At 30.1% G+C, this 24,377-nt stretch carries 25 protein-coding genes; all 25 read left to right on the top strand.

Going from position 1 to position 24,377, the window contains the following annotated elements; genetic code table 11:
• The first annotated feature begins 78 nt into the window (after positions 1–78).
• The 25 genes from D1815_RS00685 (at position 79) to D1815_RS00565 (ending at position 24,362) form a co-directional block, all read left to right on the top strand.
• Positions 79–1,155 carry an AraC family transcriptional regulator gene (locus D1815_RS00685; RefSeq protein WP_118385536.1) on the top strand — a complete coding sequence of 359 codons (1,077 nt, stop codon included), beginning with the start codon at positions 79–81 and terminating at the stop codon, positions 1,153–1,155.
• Between the two features lie 119 nt (positions 1,156–1,274).
• Complete coding sequence (locus tag D1815_RS00680; RefSeq protein ID WP_118385535.1) at positions 1,275–2,744, top strand: serine hydrolase; 1,470 nt, start codon at positions 1,275–1,277, stop codon at positions 2,742–2,744.
• A gap of 19 nt (positions 2,745–2,763) precedes the next feature.
• The gene (locus tag D1815_RS00675; protein ID WP_118385534.1) at positions 2,764–4,392 is read left to right on the top strand and encodes a serine hydrolase; all 1,629 of its coding nucleotides are present in this window, start codon (positions 2,764–2,766) and stop codon (positions 4,390–4,392) included.
• 48 nt (positions 4,393–4,440) lie between these two features.
• Entirely contained in the window at positions 4,441–4,683 is a 243-nt protein-coding gene (locus D1815_RS00670; protein ID WP_027392085.1) for a hypothetical protein, read from the top strand.
• A 73-nt stretch (positions 4,684–4,756) separates the two neighbouring features.
• Positions 4,757–5,428 carry a DUF6624 domain-containing protein gene (locus D1815_RS00665; RefSeq protein WP_118385533.1) on the top strand — a complete coding sequence of 224 codons (672 nt, stop codon included), beginning with the start codon at positions 4,757–4,759 and terminating at the stop codon, positions 5,426–5,428.
• Positions 5,429–5,556: 128 nt separating this feature from the next.
• On the top strand, positions 5,557–6,489 hold the full coding sequence (locus tag D1815_RS00660; protein ID WP_118385532.1) for an NAD-dependent epimerase/dehydratase family protein: 933 nt from the start codon (positions 5,557–5,559) through the stop codon (positions 6,487–6,489).
• A gap of 13 nt (positions 6,490–6,502) precedes the next feature.
• Entirely contained in the window at positions 6,503–6,838 is a 336-nt protein-coding gene (locus tag D1815_RS00655) for a n-acetylglutamate synthase (protein ID WP_118385531.1), read from the top strand.
• A gap of 115 nt (positions 6,839–6,953) precedes the next feature.
• The gene (locus D1815_RS00650) at positions 6,954–7,514 is read left to right on the top strand and encodes a hypothetical protein (RefSeq protein WP_027392089.1); all 561 of its coding nucleotides are present in this window, start codon (positions 6,954–6,956) and stop codon (positions 7,512–7,514) included.
• 157 nt (positions 7,515–7,671) lie between these two features.
• Positions 7,672–8,055: a VOC family protein gene (locus D1815_RS00645; RefSeq protein WP_118385530.1), complete on the top strand. Its 384-nt coding sequence runs from the start codon at positions 7,672–7,674 to the stop codon at positions 8,053–8,055.
• Between the two features lie 187 nt (positions 8,056–8,242).
• The gene (locus D1815_RS00640) at positions 8,243–9,382 is read left to right on the top strand and encodes an AraC family transcriptional regulator (RefSeq protein WP_118385529.1); all 1,140 of its coding nucleotides are present in this window, start codon (positions 8,243–8,245) and stop codon (positions 9,380–9,382) included.
• A 93-nt stretch (positions 9,383–9,475) separates the two neighbouring features.
• Positions 9,476–11,116 (top strand): serine hydrolase, encoded by a 1,641-nt coding sequence (locus tag D1815_RS00635; RefSeq protein WP_035084565.1) that lies wholly within the window; start codon positions 9,476–9,478, stop codon positions 11,114–11,116.
• A gap of 256 nt (positions 11,117–11,372) precedes the next feature.
• Positions 11,373–11,936 carry a Crp/Fnr family transcriptional regulator gene (locus tag D1815_RS00630; RefSeq protein ID WP_118385528.1) on the top strand — a complete coding sequence of 188 codons (564 nt, stop codon included), beginning with the start codon at positions 11,373–11,375 and terminating at the stop codon, positions 11,934–11,936.
• A 65-nt stretch (positions 11,937–12,001) separates the two neighbouring features.
• Positions 12,002–12,373: a hypothetical protein gene (locus tag D1815_RS00625; protein ID WP_118385527.1), complete on the top strand. Its 372-nt coding sequence runs from the start codon at positions 12,002–12,004 to the stop codon at positions 12,371–12,373.
• A 244-nt stretch (positions 12,374–12,617) separates the two neighbouring features.
• On the top strand, positions 12,618–14,288 hold the full coding sequence (locus D1815_RS00620) for a DUF4832 domain-containing protein (RefSeq protein ID WP_118385526.1): 1,671 nt from the start codon (positions 12,618–12,620) through the stop codon (positions 14,286–14,288).
• A gap of 99 nt (positions 14,289–14,387) precedes the next feature.
• Positions 14,388–15,095: a DUF3667 domain-containing protein gene (locus D1815_RS00615; protein WP_118385525.1), complete on the top strand. Its 708-nt coding sequence runs from the start codon at positions 14,388–14,390 to the stop codon at positions 15,093–15,095.
• Positions 15,096–15,150: 55 nt separating this feature from the next.
• A complete protein-coding gene (locus tag D1815_RS00610) occupies positions 15,151–16,014 on the top strand; it encodes an alpha/beta fold hydrolase (RefSeq protein ID WP_118385524.1) in 864 nt (287 codons plus the stop codon).
• A 166-nt stretch (positions 16,015–16,180) separates the two neighbouring features.
• A complete protein-coding gene (locus D1815_RS00605; protein WP_118385523.1) occupies positions 16,181–16,615 on the top strand; it encodes a DUF1801 domain-containing protein in 435 nt (144 codons plus the stop codon).
• 88 nt (positions 16,616–16,703) lie between these two features.
• Positions 16,704–17,081, top strand: coding sequence for a DUF2200 domain-containing protein (locus D1815_RS00600; protein WP_118385522.1), 378 nt, complete (start codon positions 16,704–16,706; stop codon positions 17,079–17,081).
• A 28-nt stretch (positions 17,082–17,109) separates the two neighbouring features.
• Positions 17,110–17,835 carry a DUF2071 domain-containing protein gene (locus D1815_RS00595; RefSeq protein WP_118385521.1) on the top strand — a complete coding sequence of 242 codons (726 nt, stop codon included), beginning with the start codon at positions 17,110–17,112 and terminating at the stop codon, positions 17,833–17,835.
• A gap of 233 nt (positions 17,836–18,068) precedes the next feature.
• Positions 18,069–19,022, top strand: a complete 954-nt coding sequence (locus tag D1815_RS00590) for an SDR family oxidoreductase (RefSeq protein ID WP_118385520.1) — start codon at positions 18,069–18,071, stop codon at positions 19,020–19,022.
• A gap of 27 nt (positions 19,023–19,049) precedes the next feature.
• Complete coding sequence (locus tag D1815_RS00585; protein ID WP_118385519.1) at positions 19,050–19,562, top strand: hypothetical protein; 513 nt, start codon at positions 19,050–19,052, stop codon at positions 19,560–19,562.
• Positions 19,559–20,470 carry an AraC family transcriptional regulator gene (locus D1815_RS00580; protein WP_027392103.1) on the top strand — a complete coding sequence of 304 codons (912 nt, stop codon included), beginning with the start codon at positions 19,559–19,561 and terminating at the stop codon, positions 20,468–20,470. Before D1815_RS00585 ends, D1815_RS00580 begins: the two co-directional genes overlap by 4 nt.
• Before the next feature lie 223 nt (positions 20,471–20,693).
• Positions 20,694–21,572, top strand: a complete 879-nt coding sequence (locus tag D1815_RS00575; protein WP_158594452.1) for a PD40 domain-containing protein — start codon at positions 20,694–20,696, stop codon at positions 21,570–21,572.
• 74 nt (positions 21,573–21,646) lie between these two features.
• Positions 21,647–22,294 (top strand): DUF2459 domain-containing protein, encoded by a 648-nt coding sequence (locus tag D1815_RS00570; RefSeq protein ID WP_118385517.1) that lies wholly within the window; start codon positions 21,647–21,649, stop codon positions 22,292–22,294.
• 307 nt (positions 22,295–22,601) lie between these two features.
• The gene (locus D1815_RS00565) at positions 22,602–24,362 is read left to right on the top strand and encodes a type VI secretion system Vgr family protein (RefSeq protein WP_118385516.1); all 1,761 of its coding nucleotides are present in this window, start codon (positions 22,602–22,604) and stop codon (positions 24,360–24,362) included.
• The last annotated feature ends 15 nt before the right edge of the window (positions 24,363–24,377 follow it).

The raw sequence follows: 24,377 nt of genomic DNA, 5'->3' as shown, positions 1-24,377 counted from the left end.
AATCAAAAAAGACCTAACTGGTTTATTATGATTATTTTCTTAATATTTGTTGATAATAATTTATAAAGCTAATCATTATTGGAGAACAAAATAGAACTCATAGAAAGTATTGGAAAAATAGTTGTTTTTTTAATGCTATTACTTTCCATTTTCCTATTTACTGTCAAAACAAAAAACAAATTATCTAATAAATTATTTGGAATATATTTATTAGTAGTTGCATTCGATCTTACAGGGCTGTTTTCAAATAAAATTTTAGAGTATCCAAATCTTAATATTTTAAAAGTATCTTCTAGTCTATTGCAACTACCTTTATTTTATCTTTATGTACTTTCCGCTTGTTATACTAACTTTAGAATAAAGAAAAAGCATAGTATACACGCCTCCCTATTCATTCTATTTTTATTGCTCTTTAAAATAACAGGGTTTTCCGATCAAAGTTTAATGGTTTTTGAAATAATTGGTGAGCTACAATTCATTGGTTACATCATCATTGTATTTATAGTTCTCAAAAAATATAAAACCGTTTATCTTGAAAACTATTCTAGCACAAATTACGTAGTTTATAAATGGTTATTTAATATCACAGCTTTTTCTTGTTTTGCACATAGCTTTGTAATTTTAAGATGGTATCTCTCTAACTCCACTTTTCAAGGATATATAGTAAATATAAATGTATTGATTAGTATTATGGTATTAATCATTACCATATATTTTGTATTAAGTGCTTTATATCGTCCAGAACTTTTTACCGGTATAAACATGAATCTGAAACCGCTAACTTCGAATTCCCCAAGTGAGTTGTCAGAAAAAACCACTCCTATTGAAGATGAACATTTAAAGAGATTACATTCATTTATGGAAAGTGATAAACCTTATTTAGATTTTGAACTTACACTACAGAAATTGGCAGTCCAAATAGATATTTCAGAAAAAAACTTATCTCTTCTAATCAACAGACATTTAAATAAACATTTCTTTGATTTTATAAATGCTTATAGAATTGAAGAAGCTAAAAAATTATTAAAAGATACTTCATTAAATATTCAACAGATTATGTATCAAGTGGGATTTAATTCCAAATCTTCGTTTAATACTGCCTTCAAAAAACACACATCAAACACACCTTCAAGCTACCGTAAATCAATAACTTAGGAACGTTCGATTTAAAGTCGAACCTTTTTATATGGTAAAAAAGGTTCGACTTCTTATACCCGTACCATTTCATCTTTTTGAATACTCATTTTTGTGTAGAAATCAAAAAACAAGTAAAGATGAAATCAATTTATGTAATCACACTCTTCATATTCTTTCAATATTCTTTTAGTCAAAAAAGCACCTCTGAATTAAACGGAATTGAAGATGACATAAAGCTATGGATAGAAAAATATCAAGCAGTTGGATTATCTGTAGCGGTAGTAAAGGATAATGAAATTATATACTCAAAAGGCTTTGGATATAGAAATCTAAAAGAACAATTACCCGTAACAGAAAACACTGTTTTCCCAATTGGTTCGACAACCAAAGCATTTACTGGTTCACTTTTGGGCATCCTAGCATCCCAAAACAAAGTTTCACTTAAAGATAAACCTGCTAAGTACATTCCAGATTTTGAATTCTACAATGATAAGATGAATAATTTAATTGCCATTGAAGACTTACTAAGCCATAAAAGTGGTATTGGGAACCAAGGTACATCAGAGGTGTTTTTCCCTGACAAAAATAAACTCAAAGTAGTCCAACGATTAAAGTATCTAAAACCAGAAGGCGAAATTAAAAACAGTTTCGAGTACAGTAATATGGGATATACGTTAGCTGGGACAATAGTTGAACAGATAACAAAGAAAAGTTGGGATACCAATATCCAGGAAATGATATTCAAACCTCTATCTATGAATAATTCATATACCGAACTCGAAGAAATCAATAAATCTGATAATTATTCTTTACCCTATGGTTTATATAATAAAAACATAGAGCAAGTAAAGTTCGAAATATACAATTCTATCAGTCCAGCTGGAGCAATAAAAAGTACCGTAAGCGATCTATCAAATTGGATGTTAACTTGGTTAAACAATGGAACTTTTGAAAACAATGAAGTTATCCCAAAAGCATATGTTAAGCAGGCAACAAGGCTTCAAAATATCAAAAATGGAGATTATGAAAGTGATTCCTTTTTACACGGAGATGGATTTGGATGGCGTCTAAAATCTAGCTATGGTCATTATAGAATAGACCACGGTGGTAATACATTTGGGTTTAGTTCTTCCTTAGTAATGTTTCCTTTTGAAAAAATAGGCATCGTAGTTCTTAGTAATCAAGATAATTCTTTGTTACCGCACCTTATAGCGGATATCATTACAAGAAAATTATTTAACATCGATCCTGAGTCAGCATACCCAGTAAAAATAAAAGAAATTTTCAAACCACTTCCCTATCAATCATTTAATAAAGAGAAAATGCCGACCCACCCTTTGGATAATTTTTGTGGAATATTTGAAGCAAAAGGATATGGACGTATTAAAGTTATCATAGAAAATGAAAAATTATACGCGGTATTACCTAAATATAAATTCCATTTACAGCATACAAATCACAACTCATTCTTTTTTAAACCGACCAAAAATTTTAAAGATGTTTTTAGTCCTCAATTCGATTTAAAGTTTATCAATGATCTGAACGGAGATATCTCCGGTTTACAATTATTCTCACAAAAAGAACCTATTACATTTAAAAAGCACTAAAATCATAAATCAAAATCTTATGAAAACCATATATATAAAATGTATTCTTATAATAATACTAATACAACCAATATTAATAAATGCCCAGTCCATACGATCCATAGATTCAGAAAAAATAACATCTATTTTAGAATCTCATTTCGATAAAAAAAACCCAGGTGGAGCTTTTGCTATAATACAAAAGGGTAAAGTTATATTCAAAAAAACAATGGGATTGGCTAATGTAGAATATCAAATACCTATTGCGGATACGACAGTTTTTAATATTGCTTCCAATTCTAAGCAAATGACCTCACTATTAACTTTAATCTTACAAGAGGAAGGGAAGTTGTCCATTAATGATGACATCCGAGATTATTTACCAGAACTTAAAGAGCTTCCTTATAAAGTTACCATTAAACAATTAATGAATCATACACACGGATTGCCTAATGTTGATGAATTAGCCCAAATAAAAGGAATCAGAAAAATGACCTATGAAGAGGTTATAACTATGCTATTTAATATAAGACAATTTAATTTTAAGCCAGGAAATGATTATCAGTATAACAACACAGGTTTTGTTTTACTTTCGAAAATCATTACTAATGTAGGCGAAAAAACGTTCCAAGAACAGCTCAAAGAAAAAGTATTTAATCCATTTGGAATGGATTATAGTCAAGCTGTAGACAACTACAATCAGGTAATCCCACATAAAGCATATTCTTATACTTCTATAGAAAATAATATTATAAATAATTCTGTAAAAATTAGCACAATAGGATCTTCAGGAGTATATGCTAGCTTAAATGATTTAATAGTTTGGGCTAAAAATTTTACAAGAAAAAATTCTAAATATCAAAAACATTTCAAACGAATGCAGAAAGAAACTATTCTAAATAACAATAGAGTTATAGAATATGGTCTAGGAATTCAGTTTGAAAATTATAAAAGCATTGATATTGTATTCCATGGCGGAGGAACGGAAGGTTATAGATCTTATATTTTACACGCTCCAAAACATGATTTATCATTAATCTTCTTATCTAATGCTGGAGGATTATCAGGGTATGAAATCATATATGATTCCTTAGAAATACTACTAAAAGATAATTTAATAAATAAAAAAGAGCCATCATACAAGGGTGATTTATCCTCTTATGAAGGAATTTATGAATTAAATGCTAGTACATATTATAATATTTGGGAAGAGGATAATTCATTATACTTTGGAACTCATGGAACATCCGAAAAAACAATGCTCCCTAAAACAGGAAAAAACGTGTTTGATTTTGTTTTACCTTATTCTAAATTGATCTTTAATGAGGATAGTTTAGACTTGCGTTTCCTAGATTTTTCTTTCAGGGCTAAAAAAGTAGATCTTCCAACCATAGATAACTCTAATATTGATCTTACCAAATACATAGGCATCTACAAAAACAAAGATCATAATGCAATCTATGAACTTACGATTATTGATAACAAACTAATTGTAAAACACACTATAAACGGAACGTTTTCACTCAACATATATTCTGAATCTATGATGAATGTAATAAATAGCTACTTTGGTAAAATCGACTTTATCTTTAATTCTGAAGGAGAAGTTCTTGGGTTTAATTTATCAAGGCAAAACCTAGTCGGGCAATTTTTTGAAAAAAAAGACTGATCATTACTAACACTGTACTTCTTTACATTCAATTACAAAAACTAAAACATGAGACATCTATTTTCTATATTCTTACTAATACTATTTTCTTGTAATAATGCAACAGATACATCTACTAACACTATCCCAAAAAACGAAGTATCTAAAATTCATAAGGACACTACACTAAAGAGAAAATTAGAATTAATTGGAATTGAAGATCAAACACTAAGACTCATCCTTCAGGATTTAACAAAAAAATTTGATGTTGTTATAAATTCTTCTCAATTACCAAAATATAAACTTAAATAAAACTAGAGTCTTAAAATCTGTAACTAAAGATTTTACCTAAAGTCTTTAGTTATATTTATAATTCTAATAAACTATGAGAAAAATAATTTCATTACTCGTAATAATCATAGCACTTACAAGTTGTACAAATAAAAAAAATATCTCTGAAGAAGATAAGAAACAGATCATATCAGAACTTAATGTTATTGATATTCTTGATCAAAAATACGCCGGTATACCTCCTACAGCATTAAGAGAAAAACATGGTTACGAAAAAGCTTGGGAGATTTTTGAACGTCAAAGAGATAGTATTGGAATAATAAATCAACAAAAAATTAAAGAATTATTTAATAAATATGGTTATCTCGGAGAACGCAAAGTTGGACAAAAGGCTTCGACAAGTTTTTGGCTTCCAATTCAACATGCAGATAACGACATCCCTTTTCAGCAAGAAATGCTGACAGCGATGGAGAAAGAAATTAAAAACGGAAGTAATGACAAGTATCACTACGCGATGTTAGAGGATAGAATTCAAGTGAACCTAAATAAACCTCAACGTTTTGGCACCCAATTAACATACAATAAAAATGGACAAGCGATACCAAAAAATGGTTTGCTAGATTCTACAAATATAGATAGCATAAGAAAAGAATATTCTCTTCCAACTTTAAAGAAATATTATAATGAAATGACAAAGTCGCATTTTGAAATGAACAAACAAATGTTTCTTGAAAAGGGAATTACAAAACCCCAGTTATATCAATAAAACATAATGAAATGTAATAATAATTAGTTCAATTACGATTATCAAAACCTTTTACAAACGTTACCTATATCATCAATTAACATTTTAAAGAGTATCTTACAAAGTATTGAACGCGAATTAATACTACTATGCAGGTAATTTTAGGTGCAAATGGAATAATTGGAGAGGAATTGGCCAAAGCATTACGATCCAATTACACGAAAGAAATTAAACTAGTTGGACGGAACCCCAAAAAAGTACATATAGATGATATTTTGTTCAAAGGTGATCTGTTACAAGCAAAAGATGTTCATAACGCTGTAGAAAATGCCAAAATTGCGTATCTAACTGTAGGGCTCCCATACCGATCTAAGATTTGGTTAAGAGATTGGCCTATCATCATGAAGAATGTAATATCTGGTTGCAAAAAAAACAACTGTAAACTTGTATACTTCGACAATACATATGCATATCCCCAAGACAGCAAAATTCAAAAAGAAGATACACCCCTGCAACCAAAAGGTAAAAAAGGAGAAGCAAAAAGAATAGCTGCAGAACTTTTATTAAATGCGATTAATAACAAAGAAATTAATGGAGTAATATGTAGAGCACCTGAATTTTATGGGCCCGATAAAACAAAGGGAATAACGAATACACTTATTTTTGATGCGCTAAAAGCCAATAAAAAACCAAAAGTATTTTTAAAAGATAATGTCTTAAGGACCTTTATTTATACTCCTGATGCTAGTAAAGCAATGGCTTTGATCGGGAATACTCCAGATACATATGGTCAAACTTGGCACCTTCCGTGTGATGAAAATCGATTAACATACAAAGAAATCATAGAACAAATCTCGTTACAATTAGATCGAAAAATAACATACAATACCTTAGGAGGATTTATTCTAAAAGTAGCATCAATCTTTAATCAAAACATCAGAGAAACTCAGGAGTTATTACCCAGGTATAAGATTGATAATATTTTTGATTCTTCTAAATTCAAAAATCGATTCCCTGATTTTAAAATAACTTCTTATCAACAGGGTATTAGCAACATAATTAAAGATTATAAGATTAGGTAAAAGAATAGAAAAAATGAACTACCATAATAAGTCATTTCGTCCAATACAAAATTCAGAAAATGGGGAAACAACAGAAGAAACAATTTTTAAGTATAAACAGGAAGGTACAATCTTAACTTCGGAATATAGTGGTGGTCAAATTAAAAAAGGACACCTAATTGGATTAGTGGATGAAAACGGAAATATCGAAATGCGTTATCATCAAATAAATAACAACAAAGAGTTAATGACTGGAATCTGTTTTTCGAAACCAGAAATATTAACTAACGGAAAAATACGTCTTCATGAAACTTGGGAATGGACATCTGGAGATAAATCAAAAGGAAAATCCACTTTAGAAGAAATATAAAAAATACCTAAAGTATAATCTGTTTATAATAAATCTGATCTTTTATTATAAATATAAAAAAACAGGGTAACATTTTTAGCTATAAAGCTACTTACAATAAACCTTGTTATATCTCATGAAAAATACAATCATACTGCTAATCATAGTTCTAACTTCTAACTTAGTACAGGCACAGTTTATAAAACAAAAATCTATCAATGCTCAAATTGGTTACGGATTAAGTGCTCCCTATAATAGTGTTGATCAAGTTGTTAATAATGGTTTTTTTATACAAGGAGAATTTGTACTTAAAATTACTTCCTGGGTTGAGTTCAAACCTTATGCAGGCTTTATAACAACTAGTTCTAATGGAAAAGATATAAATGATAACCCAACCGATGAAAAAGCCGAGACAAAAGCTTTTTTACTAGGTGGAAAAGCAAGATTGAGAGCACCAATTCCTTGGGTAGCACCTTATGCCGAAATTGGGATAGGAACTTCTATCGGGAAATTTGAAACAGTAACAGCATTTGATAATATTGATAAAAGTGGAGTGATTTATCACATTCCTTTCTCATTTGGATTAGAGCTAGGAAAAAACCATAATGTAGATTTAGGCTTTGCCTATTATTTTCAGCCATCCGTTGCGCAATACGTTGGAGCATTTACCCTAGGTATTACATTTCCATTAAATTAAAAAATGAAAGCTAACGATATAATTCTCCGTGTCATCAATTTTTGATACCTTAGAAACCATACTATTTTCTAAAAGATATTAGTCCCCAATAGGATATAACTCAATTATAATATCAATTTATAAAGTACAATATAATCATACAAAATTATAACTCATTATGAGACTAAATGCTGGGATTCTGACTAAAAAACTCAATGAAACAAAATCTTTCTATACTAAAAATTTAGGCTTCCAAATAAAGTTTGAGAATGAGTTTTATCTTCTGCTCAAGACTCCCAATGAAAGAGACACTTTGAGTTTTTTATTACCAAATCATCCAACTCAACAATCCTTTTTTCATAAACCTTTTCTAGGAGAAGGAATGTATCTAACAATTGAAGTCGAGGATGTAGATACCTTTTACGCTGAGATAAAAAACAAAGGAGTGGAAATAAAAGTAGATTTAAGAGATGAACCTTGGGGCGAAAGACATTTTGCTATACAAGATCCAAACGGTATTGGAATTGATATTGTAAGATATACAGAGCCTATTGATGATTAATTATCATTAGGTGGTATAGCAATTAGAATTTGAACCAATAGTTCTCTAATTTGGTTACATTGCAATGGTAACCATCAGTAATATCCATAAAAGTTAATAAATCAAGTAACATTACACCGCATCGTGAGACGTATATTAAAATACAACCAAAATCTAAATCTAAAATATCAGATACGGAATACAATTAATGTGTGAATTCAATTTAAATATTTTTAATCTTCTTATAATAGCATCTGTATTTATAGGAACTACGTTTGGACTACTATTAATTCTTACTAAGCGGATAAACAAAAAAGCCAATGTATTACTTGGGTTACTTACGTTTATCATTGTTTTATGGAATATTTGGATATTAAGTTTAGATTTTCAGGTAACCAACTATCTCCCAAATTTTCACTTAATACCATTACAGTACTCTCTAGCTCTAGGACCATTATTATATCTATATGTAAAAAAAATAACCAACTTTAATTATCGTCTTTCTCAAAAAGATATCCTTCATTTTTTTCCTTTAGTTATAGAACTCATTATACATTTTGTAATTAGTCGTGATGCACTAATAAATAACACCATTGGTATTGAGACGATTACATATCTTCAATTAATGCCTATTGTACAGTTTCTTGCTATTGTATCTATTGTTACTTACTGTATATATGCACTAAAAGAAATTAGAACTTATCATAGATGGTTAAACAAAAATTATAGTAATAACGATGCATACAGTTTACGATGGCTATATAGATTAATTATCATATTTGCCGTACTTTGGTTCTTATGGACACCATATACTATTATAGATTATGCTCTATTTAATTTCCAGTTAGGACTAGCGGATTATTATCCAATTTATGTGTTACTGTCAATTGTTACTATTTGGATTAGTGCCGAAGCCTTTTTGAGACCAGAAGTAATTCTATTAGAAACCAACAGAGAAAATAATCTCGAAAAAGAGAAACCATCAGAAGAAATCTCTAAAAAAGCATCTTGGTTAAAAGAACAAATGGCAACCAATCGATTTTACCTTAACTCAGAATTGACATTAAAATCCTTAGCAGAAAACCTTGATATGCATCCTAATATTTTATCTAAAGTTATTAATGATGGATTAGGTAAAAATTTCTCTGATTTTATAAATGAATATCGCGTAAACACTATCATAGAAAAATTGCATAGTGGTCATTATGATCATCTCACGCTGTTAGGTCTGTCATTTGAGTGTGGTTTCAATTCGAAAACAACTTTTAACCGAGTCTTTAAAAATATTAAAGGAGTAACTCCTTTACATTATAAAAAGTCTATAAAAAATGACTCAAAACATCTTTAAATGAGTGCCATTATATAATCTGGAGCTTTTAAAAACCTTGATAAGTCTATGTTTGTGGAATAATTCAATTATCAATCAAATATAAAATAAAAAATGAAATCAAATTATTTAGTACTAATTACATGCTTACTAATAGCTTGTAATACCAGCAAAAGTTCAACTCCAGAAAATTCTCAAACAAGAGAAACTGAAAAGCTACATTTTTCTAAAGTTGACTTCAAAAAAAGCCCCCCTACATCAGATAATTATATCAAAAGTTTTACATTAAACAAGGATGCTTTTCTGAACATTCATTTTACTTTAGAACAACCGCTTATAGAGAGCCTTAAATTATTAGCTCCTACCCTATCCCAAGATCAATTATTAAACAAAGGGAATTTTCAATTTTCATTCTTAGTCAATGGTAAAAAAGTTCACGTAGAAAATCTAAATAAAGGTGCAGGAACTATAGATGCTAAAACAACCAAACTTAAATATATGGTTCCCTTACTCTATCCTAAACAGATTGATTTTTGGGGTTGGTTCACGTGGTTAAGGTTCATGAAATTAAGTGGTGGACAAGATATATTGACAGAAGGCAATCATTCCTTAACAATCGAGGTAAGACCTTATTTAAAACAGGAAACAGTAAAAGTAGGTGCTGTTTTAGCTAAAGGGACTATCTCCATTAAAGTAGCTAAAATCCAAGTAGATGAAAACCTAATACCTGTTCAAAAAATCCAATCAAATAGTGGTTGGGAAATATCGAAAGATAGTTTCGATAATCGCAAAATAGAAGCGTTAAATAGAAAAATTGCTGAAAACAGATTCGAAAACATTAATGGAATCATAGTTATAAAAGAAAATAAACTTCTAATAGAAGAATATTTTAATGGCGAACATAGAAATAGTCTACACGATTCTAGATCTGTAGGAAAATCATTTGCTTCTACAATGTTAGGAATTGCTATACAAGATGATTTCATAAACAATGAGAAGGTTTTTCTAAAAGATTTTTACAATTTAAAATCCTTTAAAAATTATAGTAAAAAGAAAGATTCAGTAACCTTAAAATCTCTTCTAACAATGAGTTCAGGATTTCTTGGAGATGATAACGATTATAGTAGTCCCGGAAATGAAGAAAACATGTACCCAACAGATAACTGGGTTAAATTCTCATTGGATTTACCCATGGAAAAAAGTAAAAAAATAGAAACCGATTTCACTTACTTTACCGCAGGAGTAGTTATTCTGGGTGATATCATTCATAAATCTGTTCCTGATGGATTAGTTTCTTATGCGGATAAAAAACTTTTTAAACCACTTAATATCACTAATTATAAATGGCAATATACTCCTCAAAAAGTTGGTAATACCGCGGGAGGAATACAACTACGAGCCATTGACTTTGCAAAATATGGACAATTATACAAAAACAAAGGTACATGGAATGGTAAACAAATTATAACCAAAAAGTGGGTAGAGAAAAGTTTATCAAAACAAGTGTCACAAGCAGCTGCAGGTATAAAAGATGGGTATTATGGATACCTTTTCTGGAATAAAACATATAATGTTAATGGAAAAGACTATGAGGTTTCTTTTTGTAGTGGTAGAGGCGGAAACAAAATTTTTATATGTAAAGACATTCCTTATGTAATAGTTATAACTTCTTCTGCATATAATAATCCTAACGCACATCCTAATGCAGACAAAATAATGAAAGAATACATATTACCTGCAATCATTAATAACTAATAAAGTTAGCAGATATACTATAGAAACATAAGGCGGTTTATAAATATTCTTTAAGGTTTTACTAATTAATAAAACCGTCTTATGTGTTTTTAGATAACAAAACACAAGCTAATGCAACATGTGATTGTAATGAAACATCAATTTACATAAATAATGATCTGGCCATGTATTAAGAAAAAGCTATCACACATTAGAAGTTTAACAACATTTATCTTACACTAATGTATATATTTGATATTACTAGTCATTAAACAAAATGGAAAAATTAAAAAACTGCATTCTAAGTCAAATAACTATTGAGAAAAACTCAATGGATACTATTCTTTCAGTTTTTGAACCATTAGAAATTACAAAAGGAGAATTTTTTCTAAAATCGGGAAGGGTTTGTCGACATATGGCTTTCATCGAATCTGGTTATCTAAGAATGTATGACATCGCAGATGGAAAAGAAATAACACTATGGATTGGTAGTAGTGATAAATTTATCACTTCGCTTTCAAGCTTTATTTTCCAAACAACGAATAACTGGAACATACAAGCAATTACGGACTGCAAACTGTATGTAATTAACCGAGAAAATCATTTTAAACTGAATAAAACCGTGCCTAAATGGTTAGAGTTTGATAATATGCTCTTGGCACATTCTTTTGCATTATTAGAAAAAAACATGTTTGCTCAATTACATACTACCGCAAAACAACGATTTAGAAGTTTACTAAGTGAAGAACCAGACCTTTTTAAAAATATTCCATTACAATATATAGCATCTATGTTAGGAATTACTCCAGAATCATTAAGTAGGTTAAGAAGAATGAATTAACTATCATTTGTCAAGAGAGATTAAACTTTGTTTATAGAAATTTGCTAAAACAAAATCTCATTCAAATGAACAAGCTACAAAATGCCTTAAGAATCAATGCCTTTTTCTCGAGTACATCAGGCATTATTTTGATTATATTAAATCAACAAATTGCAAAACTATTCGGTACCAGTAACACTACCGTTTTTTGGATAGTGGGAATCGTATTGATTTACTTTGCTTTGACCATCTGGTTCGAAATCAAGAAGCAACGAAAATCAGCAATCATTTGGATTATAACACAAGATTATATCTGGGTGCTTGTTAGCATACTACTCGTTACATTTAATCCTTTTCAAATTACCAAAACAGGGAACTTAATAATCAGTATTATTGCGTTAATTGTTTTATATATGGGCGTAAATCAAATGATCAAACTAGATTCAATCAACAAGTAACTTCCCGTAAGCCCAATAGATAAAACTAATCACTTTTGATAATAATTGTTCTAAAAGGTTCTATTTCCTAAAAAATAATAATGATTTTTTTTTAAAAACGTATACTGTACTAGCTAAGTGTACGTTTTTTAAATAGAAACAAAATATAAACTTAATCGGAAGTTCATTAGTTTTAATTCCCATTCTAACCCAACCAAGATGTTAGAATTTATTTTGATTATTTAAAAAAATAAATTTAACCATTATGAAAACCTACAATATGACTAGTCTCTTAAAAAATATAATTGCATTCGTGCTACTCTTATTTAATTGTACATTAGTATTAGGACAATCTATTAATTATACAGCATCTACAGACATTATAGCAAACCCAGAAAGGGGATTACAAAAATATTCTATTACATCTAGTGAGTACGCAACGACTGTAGATTTTAGCAACTTATCTGTTAGCACTTTAAATAATTGGAAAACAAGTACGGACAAAGTAACTGTTGTATACCGTTATTTTCTTTTAGATGCATTCTTAAATTCAGATATTAACACTACTTTTTTAGATAATATACAGGGGGATTTTGATAATGTAAGAACTGCTGGTCTTAAAATAATTGTGAGATTTTCTTATTCTAATTCACAAGGAACTTCGGCACAGCAACCAACCAAATCACAAATATTAACGCATATTTCTCAACTTTCTACAGTATTAAACACCAATAAAGATGTTATTTTTTCTGTTCAAGCGGGTTTTATTGGTACTTGGGGAGAATGGTATTATACAAACTCTACAGAATTTGGTACCGATGGTAGTATCTCAGAAACTCAATGGGCTAATCGCAAAGAAATAGTAGATGCAATGTTAGCAGCTACACCAATAGAAGTTCCCATCCAAGTTAGATATGCCGCTATTAAAACTACGATGTATGGTGATACGCAACTAAATGAACAAACTGCCTATCAAAATAACGAAAATGCTAGAATTGGATTCTATAATGATGCGTTCTTAAATGATTTTGGTGATCAAGGAACTTACGGAGTGTCATCGCAATGCGAAAACCCTGTTGGGGCAATTGATTACTCTTATATTTCTAACGAAACCAAGTATTTACCAATGACGGGAGAGACTAATGGTATAAATACTTGCGATAATGGTTTTAGAACGAGCGGCGCTAATGCGTTAAATGAATTAAACTTAACCAATTGGACAACCATAAACAGAGATTACTATACACCCTTTTGGACTCAGGCAATCAACTCCGGTCATTATGATGATATTGTAAAAAACGTCGGATACAGATTTGTTTTAAATTCATCAACGATAACGACTAACAATAGTGATTTTGACCTAAGTTTAGATATCACAAATGTCGGTTTCGCAAGACCTTTTAAAAAAAGAACTGTATATCTAATTTTGAAAAATACAACTACAGATGAAATCATTACAGAAGTGATCGACACAGATATTAGAACTTGGGAATCTTCTGTTTCAATAACACAAAATTTTGATTTAGGGTTAACCGGAACATTTCAATTATATCTTTGGATGCCTGATACTGAAGCATCATTAGCATCTAATTCTGATTATAGTATTCAACTTGCAAACACAAATACTTGGCAATCTGAAACAGGCTACAATAACCTACTACAGACAATATCTTTAAACAACACACTTAATGTTGATGATTTTTCGATTACAGACAATTTCTCAATCTATCCAAATCCGGCATCCGATATTATTACAATAAAATTAAAAAAATATGATAGTGCAGAACTTGAAATTTTTGATATTAACGGCCAATTAATCAAAGAATTATCTGTATCTGAAGATTCTCAGTTAAATATTTCTGACTTATCAAATGGAGTGTATTTTTTACGTTTAAATAAAAACAAATTAGTTACTCGTAAATTGATAAAAAAATAAACATTATATTTTGTAATAAATCGTAATCACCATCAGTAGATCGTAGTCGTTATACGTACTGTTAATGAAACACAAGATTCTGATTATTCGAAGAATATAATGTTTAAAAAATCTAATAAAAACATAGAACAAAAGGATAAAGCGAATTCCAAGTTAAAAAGAATTGATAAACACTATTTGTATGCCGAAATTCAAAGTATACTTAATTTAGAAAAAGGGTTTTTATTAACCGTAAAAAACCTCTTGATTAAACCGGGGCAATCTGTTCGAGAATTTATACATGAAAATAGAGAAAAGTATGTAAAACCGATGCTATTCTTAATTCTCACTTCTGTGATTTTTACATTTATTATAAATTCATTAGATATAAATTTTAGTCTTTTTAACATTGATAAAGTTCGAGGTTTCAGTGGAAAGATCCGGTCCAAGGAAATTGGAGATTGGACTCAAAACAACATTGGATATTCTCAACTTGCAATGGGTGTTTTTATTGGATTATGGATAAAGTTATTATACCGAAAATCGAATTACAATTTCTATGAAATACTAGTTCTTCTATCATTCATTTTAGGGGAATCCTTTATTATTTTAGGAACTTTTATTCTTTTAACGACAATTTTAAAAAGTCCAATTATAGGAGTAATTGGTATTATTATGTATTTTGTTTACATCGTTTGGGGAATTGGCCAGTTTTACGGAGAGAATCGGATCGTAAATTATCTAAAATCACTTTTAGCATATGTATTAGGTAATATTACTTACATGATGCTAATGGCATTATTAGCATATATTTTTAAATTTATATGATTAAAATAATACCCCCTCTTATAAACTATATATCTAAAGAACATTTAATAAACCAGTGCTGAAAGAACATCTTTATCATATCAAAACTGATGACAATGAACTCATAGCTCTTTGGAAATTGAGTTCTAATAATATATCTGGTAAACATATATTTTTAACTCACGGGACATTTTCTAATAGAAAAATATGTGACGGTATAACATCATATTTAATTGAAAAAGGATTTACCTGTTGGATAATGGAGTGGAGAAATCATGGAAAAAGTTCAAAAACCAAAAAAGAATTTAATTTTGAAACCATTGCAAAATTTGACATTAAATCAACATTCAATTTTCTTCTAAATGTTCAAAATATAAAAAAAATAGATTGTTTAACTCATAGCGGTGGTGGTATTATCTTAACAATGTTTTTGATTAACAACCCAAGTTATAATTCCATGATTAGTAGTATTACTTTATTCGGAGTACAAGCATTCGGAGCTGGAGAGACATTGAATAGTAAAATAAAAATAGTATTAAGCAAATATATAACCGCTTTATTGGGAAAAGTTCCTTCGAAAGCTGCAGGTTCTACAGAACAAAGCGAAAGTTATTATACCATGAAACAATGGTTTGATTGGAATTTAAAAAAGAACTTTATTGGAGCAAACGGCTTTGATTACTTAAAAAGGATGAATAGTATCAATGTGCCAATTTTATCAATTTGTGCACAAGGTGATGACTTTATAGCACCAAGGAAAGGTTGTGAAAAGTTTCTCAATGCATTTGATAACAAACAGAACAAACTTCTTTTCTTCTCAAAAGAAAATGGAAATTTAGAAAACTATAATCATAGTCGTATTTTAAAATCTCAAAACTCAAAAAAAGAAATATGGCCCATTGTAACAAACTGGATTACCCAAAGAAAAACTGTTACTTGATACTACAGAATTAATTATTAAATTAGAAATATAAAAACCTAAAGAATAAAACTAACACTGATAAACAAAGGGTTGTAAGTATTTATAATTAATTATAAGTAGCGAAATAGTAACTATACGATCATTTTGGGTAGACATTTCGAAGCAACTTAAAATAATTAAGAAAATGGCTAAAAATAAAACCACAGAAACAGAAGTAAACGTATTTGATTTTATCGAATCATATGTAGACAACGATCAAAAGAAAGCTGATAGTCATAGATTAATAGAATTAATGAGTGAATGGTCTGGTTTTGAACCTAAGATGTGGGGACCAACTATAATAGGTTTTGGAAGCTATCACTATAAATATGCAAGTGGTCATGAAGGTGATGCTCCTTTGCTAGGATTCTCACCACGTAAAACACAATTTTCACTCTATATTTATTCAAAAACAGAAAAAAGTGATATTCTCCTGACGGATTTAGGAAAATTTAAAATGGGGAAAGCTTGTATTTATTTTAAGAAACTAGCTGATTTAAATATTTCAATTGTTGAAAAACTGAGTATGGAAACAATCGCATATTTAAATGAACATCATGAATGTGCTTGTAGAAATTAATAACAATTGTAAGCCAACACTATTCAGGAATCTATTAAACGAATTTTATATTAACCGTTAGCACCAATTAATTTAAAATCAAATAAAAATGAAAGTTACTGTCGAAAAAAATGAAAAAGTTGCCAATATGATATTTGCTTCCATTTACCCACTTTACCTTAATAGGTTGGAAAAAAATGGTAGAACAAAAGAAGAACTCAACCAAGTAATTAAATGGTTTACTGGTTTTGATGATGATTCTTTACAAATGCTTATTAATGAAAAAGTAACCTTTAGAACATTTTTTCAAAAAGCTAAAATAAATTCAAACGCACACTTGATTAAAGGAGTCGTTTGTGGTTATCGAATTGAAGAAATAGAGGATGAGTTTGAATTATATAAGCAATGTAGGCGCATGGAAAAGCTGATTGATGAATTAGCGAGAGGTCGCAAAATGGAGAAGATTTTGCGAAAAGAAAAGAAATAAAAACTGATATTAGCTATAACCATAGAAAATGAAAATCCCGAAAATAAAAGGAATAATCGACAGGCGCATTCTTATCAATTATCAAGTTGACGAGGAGATCTTGGAAAATTATTTACCGAAACCTTTTAGACCCAAACTTATTAATGGAAAAGGTATTGCTGGAATATGTTTAATTAGACTAAAAGAAATCAGACCGAAAGGATTACCAAAACAAATCGGAATTTCCTCTGAAAATGGAGCTCATAGAGTTGCAGTTGAATGGAATGAAAATGGAAAAATAAAAGAAGGTGTTTACATTCCAAGAAGAGATACGTCTTCTAAAGTAAACTCTTTAGCCGGAGGTACTATTTTTCCCGGTATTCATGATCTTGCTGAATTTACGGTTAATGAATATGACGGAAATTATAATGTAGCGTTTATTAGTGATGACAATACCTCTTTATCAATTGAAGCAAGTGAAACAGACAATTGGAACGAAGAAAGTGTATTTGATAATCTAAATTGCGTCTCAGATTTTTTTGAAAATGGATCAATTGGTTATTCTCCTGACAAAAATGACTTTGACGGATTAGAGCTTAAAGCATATAACTGGAAAGTATCCCTCTTAAATGTAAAAAAAAATCACTCTAGTTTTTTCGAGAATAAAACTATTTTTCCAAAAGATTCTATAAAATTCGACAATGCACTTTTAATGAAGAATATTAAACACGAATGGATTGGATTAGAAAAAATAAAAGCATCTAAATCTATATAAAAAGCGGTTTATAGCTGTCTCGAAATAACTTATAAACAACATACCACAATAAAGTATAAAACAATGTTTAATCAGAATAGTTCGATTACTAAAATCTACTACTATTTTTAAGCTAATCCGTTGTATAATTAAAGAAAACCAAAAAGTATACGTATTTCGAAATTCCGTATAAGATTCCAACACATCATTGTACTGATCTTTGCTCTATTATTTTAAATAAAAAAAAGATCAACATGAGTATCAAAAACCAATTTGGAAAAAAGGGATGGACCCCTGATAGAATCACATCACTTAAAGATAAAACATTTGTTATCACGGGTACTACAAGTGGTACAGGATATGAAGCAGCAAAAATATTGTTATCCAAAGGAGCAAAAGTAGTAATGCTTAATCGTAATCCAAAAAAATCAGAGGACACTATCGCAACATTAAAACAAGAACTTAGTGATACTATAGATGTATCCAATATACGTATGGATTTGGCAGAACAAGCTTCGGTAAAAAAAGCAGTAGAAGAAGTTCTTAAGACAGTTCCGCGAATCGATGCGTTAATGTGCAACGCGGCCATTGCTCAAGTACCAAAACAAACCTTAACCGTTGATGGTTTTGAAAGTCAGTTAGGTGTAAACCACTATGGTAACTTTTTACTACAAGCGTTACTTTATCCAAGAATTGAAGAATCTAAAGGGCGTATTGTGACTGTAGGTAGTATGGGATATAACTTAGGAATTAAAACCATACAATTCGACGATATGAATTGGGATCAAAATTACAGTCCTAATGGAGTATATAGCCAAAGTAAATTGGCGCAAATTATGTGCGTCTACGAATTACAAGATCGATTGAAAAAAGCAGGCAAGACCGATGTTAAAGCGTATGCTTGTCATCCAGGAGCTTCCAGAACATCATTAATCAAAACTAGTGGTAGTCTAGTTACTAGATTCGTGTGGCAAATAATGAAGTTGACTCCAATGGTACAATCTGCAGAAAAAGGTTCGTATCCCGAGTTAATGTGCGCCACAGAAGATGATTTAGATCAAAAAGGATTTTACGGACCTACAGGAAGAGGTTATTTTAAAGGTCCTGTTGGCGAATGTTCGTTAGAACCACACGCAAAAGATAAAACTGTAGCAAAAAAGTTATGGGAAGTGTCTGAAAAAGCGATAGGGTTAAAATGGAGTTTATAAACTATATAATTGAAAAAAAAATAAAACATGGATATTCTAAAAGCATCAACAGACTGGGCAAAAGCTGAACTTTTTTCGACACCATTTTTCATTCTTTTCGGAGTAATATTTATAGCTGCAAGCTTAGGTTTTTGGCAATTGGGAAAAACCGACATGGCAAGAGCTTACATAATTCCAACATTGGTAGCCGGCTCGTTATTGGTAATTATTGGGTTAGGGTTATTTTTTACTAATAAATCAAGAATTACAGAATTTAAAAAAGCCTACAATAGCGATACTACAACTTTTGTTACTTCAGAACTCCAACGTACCCAAAGCACTTTAAACGAATATAAAAACGTTGTTTTTACTGCTGTTCCCATAATTATAGCAGCTTGTGCCCTCTTCATTTTATTTATTAATACACCCATTTGGCGTGCTAGTATGATTACCACCATTGCCATGTTAGTTGTTATTTTATTGATTGACGGCACTGCCCATGCGAGAATTGATGTTTACCAGAAACAACTATTAGCAGTAGAAAAAGAATTGAAAAAATGAAACATTTTAAAACATTATCAGCTTATCTAGAATATCTGGAACTGCCTAGACCAGAACATCCTATGCTAAGTGTTTTTTCTTCTATTGGAAATAATTTTTTGCCGTGCACTAAAAAGAGTTCTCCTCCAATTACCAATGATTGTTATTCTATTAGTTTAAAAAAAATTGTAAAAGGAAGTTTAACATATGGGCGTACCAAATATGATTTCACCAATGGTGCTCTATTTTTCATCTCACCAAGACAAGTATTACAATGGGATAACAACATGATTTTTGAACAAAAAGGATTTTCCATCAACTTTCATGAAGATTTTCTGAAAGGAACTGAATTAGCACATCAGATCAAAAAATACGGATTCTTTTCATACTCAGTCAATGAAGCGTTACACCTATCACCCAAAGAGGAAAAGTTGATCGAAGACATTGTAAAAAGTATTGATATAGAATACCAAAATAATCAAGATAGATTTAGTAAAGACATCATCATTTCCCAACTAAGTACTCTTTTTAAATATACCAATCGCTTTTACGAGCGACAATTTATCAATCGAAAAGATTTTTCTAACCATCTCCTAGAACAATTTAATAAACAACTGGAAAGCTATTTTGATTCAGAACAATTGCAAAAAAATGGAATCCCTAGCATTTTACAAATTGCCAATAAACTCTCAGTTTCGCAGAGATATCTAAGTGATACGTTAAAAAAAGAAACAGGAAAAACTTCTACCGAACATTTACACTTATACCTAATCAATGAAGCTAAAAATATTTTGCTGAACCCTAGCAAAACCATTTCAGAAGTAGCCTATGAATTGGGGTTCGAATACCCACCTTATTTTTCACGACTATTCAAAAAGAAAGAAGGTGTCAGTCCTACGGAATACAGAAAAAAGTATAGAATGAATTAAATCAGCTAATGCAACTTAAAGTATGTAATAGAGATGATTGTTATAATAAAAAGTAATATCAAAGTACAAATCATAAAGTATAGAAATCAATTAGAATTAGTAGACAAACAAGAAAAAGTTTAAATTGTACATCAAGTTTTATATACAATTCGTTGTGTAACGCAAAACCTTGAAAAGAAATAAATTCCAATTAATCTTTAAGCATATTATGAAATCATCTATTTTGAAAAAAATAATTTTCACTTTCTCCTGTATTATAATATGTAGTGCATCAATTGCACAAGATAATGACTACAGTTACTTTGGTTTACCCAAACCCAAAACAATTCCGCAAGATTTTAATCCTGAAATATTAAATTTAAAAGAGAGCTTTAAATTTAACGTTGAAATTAAAAAATGTGATGAGATCTATTTCACCACTATTGATTCAAAAGAAAACATCTACATATCAAAAAAAAATAATGGAAAATGGAGTGAACCAAAAATTGCATCTTTTTCGGATCCAAAGTATAGTGACGCTGATCCTTTTTTGACTAAAAAAGGGGATAGAATATATTTTATTTCTGAAAGACCAACCAGCCAAAATGATGAAAACACGGATTGGAATATCTGGTATGCTAATAATGAAAATGGTATGTGGGGAAAACCCAAGCCACTTCCTGAACCTATAAATTCAAAAGAATTTGATGAATATTTCTTCTCGATTTCAGATAAAGGAAATGCTTTTTTCTCATCTAACAGAGCTGGTGGTCAAGGTTCTTTTGATATTTACACTGTAAAAGTATTAGGCAATAATACGTTTTCGGAACCAAAGAATGTAGGTCAACCATTAAGTACCGAAAAATATGAATTTGACCCATATATTTCAAAAGATGAAAGTTTTATAATTTTCTCAATCAACGAAAATGGTAATAGCAGTCTTTACTATAGTTATAGAAATAAAAAAAATAATTGGACAGAACCTCAAAATTTGGGAGATCAAATTAACATCACAAATCAGGATTTTGCGCCATCACTTTCTAAAGACGGAAAATTTATTTTTTATTCAAATAATGGAAAATTAAAATGGGTTAGTTCTGAAATAATAAGGATCCCTAACTAGAATATCTCACAATATTACTTACACATCATTATGGTTTTGTTTCACTCTTAAATAAAAGCTTGATTTAATAATATATGAAGATTGTAAAAAAATTATTTAAATGGCTTTTATTTATTTTACTAATTCCAATTTCCTATTTAATAATATCATTGATTCTATCTGCTATAACAATCAACTCAAAAACAAGTAATAACGATTTAAGTAAATCTATTTACTTAAGTACAAACGGAGTTCATTTAGATATTATATTACCAGAAAAAGATATAGATAGTATGCTCTTATCAGGCATCAAATATGAGAATCTAGAAAAATACATATCATTCGGTTGGGGAGATGAAAACTTTTATATTAATACACCAACTTGGGGAGATTTGACTTTTAACAATGCATTCAAAGCAATGTTTTTGAAAAGTACGACATTAATGCATGTAACTCGATATAAACAAAAACATTCAGATTGGGTTGAAATAAAAATAAATGAGATTGAATTGCAAAAATTGAATACTTATTTATTAAATACCTTTGAGAGAAATGAAAAAGGAATGAAAATTTTATTAAAAAATAAAGGGTATTCTTCTAAGGATGACTTTTATAAATCTAAAGGAAGTTACTCTTGTTTTAAGACTTGTAATAGCTGGGTAAATACTGGATTTAAAGAAAGTGGGTTGAAATCTTGTCTTTGGACGCCATTTGATTTTGGGCTTTTGAATAAATACCAATAAAAACAAGTTAACCCTAAACTCCCGAAGATAATACTCTAGAAATTAAGCTAAATGATCAGTATGCTTTTTATTTGATGTATAGTTTGTTAAACTAAACAATCATGATTACCATATTATAAGAGACATTGTAAATCAATTAAAAACCGTAGTCATAAATTGTAAGTGAAATGTAAGACTATCTGTTATTAAACGAAAAATAGCGCAACTTATCGAAAACAAGGAATAATATGGAAAAAATAGAGTTAATTAGGTAACAACAATACTCGCAAAAGCACTAATCTATAGAACCTAAAAAGAATAATTGTTTATGGCACTTCAATCAAAATTAGATATCTACATCGGAGATACGCCTATTACTTCATTTAAGAAATTTTCTCTTCGACAAAAAATTACAGAACACCACGATTTTGAATTGATATGTAGGACAGATGTTTTAGAACAACTATCAGGTGAGATGGTATCTCAAACTAAGAACTTTTTAGGGGAATCCTTTGTGGTACAAATAAAACCATTAGGGTTTATAGGTGGTTATAAAGAATTAGCATTTAAAGGTATTGTAACTTCTGTAAATAGTACCAAGGGATTTCAAAACAGTACAGGTGACAGCGTTGTAATTTCTGGTAAAAGTAGTTCTATTATAGCAGATGATGGCCCACATTATGCATCGCATAACGATGTTCCTCTATCTGATATTTTACAAAAAACATTTCAGGGATATGACATTTCTATGCTAGCCCTTTCTTTTGATCCTACTAAAACAGATGCTTTGCATTATAGCGTACAGCAAAATGAAAGCTCTTATGAATATGCAACTCGTCTTGCTGCCCAATATAGCGAATGGTTCTATTATAACGGGAATACATTAGTTTTTGGAAATGCAAAGTATGATACCGTTCCTTTATCTTACGGAATTGATTTACAAGAGTTTTCTCTTGAATTGGCTCCAAAACCTAATAAGTATAAATACTTCACTAATGATTACTTAACTGATGAACAACACGAGAAATCAACAGCAGAAGTGAATACCGGTGTTAATGGATATAATCAGTTCACTAATGATAAAAGTGAAAGTATATTTTCTAAAGAAACTGCTGTTTATATTAACTCCTACGATGATGCCAAATTAAAGCAACGTCTCGATACACATGTAATACAACAGAAAAAAGCTACCATAGTAAATCAAGTAATCGTAAAGGGAAAAAGTGATAATCCTGGTGTTAACTTAGGAGATGTAGTTACAATACAAGATGATATGACAGGATATGGTTCATTTAGAATCATCAAAGTTACTCATACTGCCTCAGAAAATGGTAAATACTATAATGAATTTGAAGGAATTACAGCAGAGTTAGATGTATATCCCAATACAGATATGATGGCATTTCCTAAAAGTGAAACTCAGGTAGCTACTGTAATGGAAAATGTTGATCCAGATGGATTGAGTAGAATTCGTGTTCAGTTCCCTTGGCAAAAACCGTATGGAGAAATAACACCTTGGCTACGAGTCGTTTCCCCACATGCAGGTGGCGAAAAAGGATTTCATTTTATTCCTGAAAAAGGAGAAGAAGTTCTTATTGGTTTCGAAGGAGGAAATGCAGAACGACCATATGTAATGGGTAGTATGTATACTGGTACCGCACAACCGGGAGCTTTTCAGAGTGATGCAAATGATATCAAAGCAATTCAATCCAGAAGCGGTACGAAATTAGTATTAGATGACAAAGAAGGTTCTACAACCATAACGGATCAAGGAACTGCTGGTATAAAACTAGATGGGAACGGAGTAGCAGTAACAAATGCTCAAGAAAGAAATGAAGTCAATATAGCGGATAAATCTTCTCTTTTTATAATGGATAAAGATGGAAACATTGTTTTTGAAGGTAAAAAACAATTCCAAATAATAATAGGAGAAAGTTCTTTGATTATGGATAAAGAAGGAAACATTGCCATTAATGGTAAAAATATTATTATTAATGGTAAAGAAAGTGTTGATAATAGATCTAGTGGTAGTCAAGTCTTACTAAATAAAAATGCAAAAGTAACAGGAAGTAAAGTAGATATTAACTAATCTGAGTTTTACCAC

This window comes from Aquimarina sp. AD1, from assembly GCF_003443695.1.
In the GTDB taxonomy this organism is placed as follows: Bacteria; Bacteroidota; Bacteroidia; order Flavobacteriales; family Flavobacteriaceae; genus Aquimarina; species Aquimarina latercula.
This window is presented reverse-complemented; position numbering and strand designations above follow the sequence as displayed.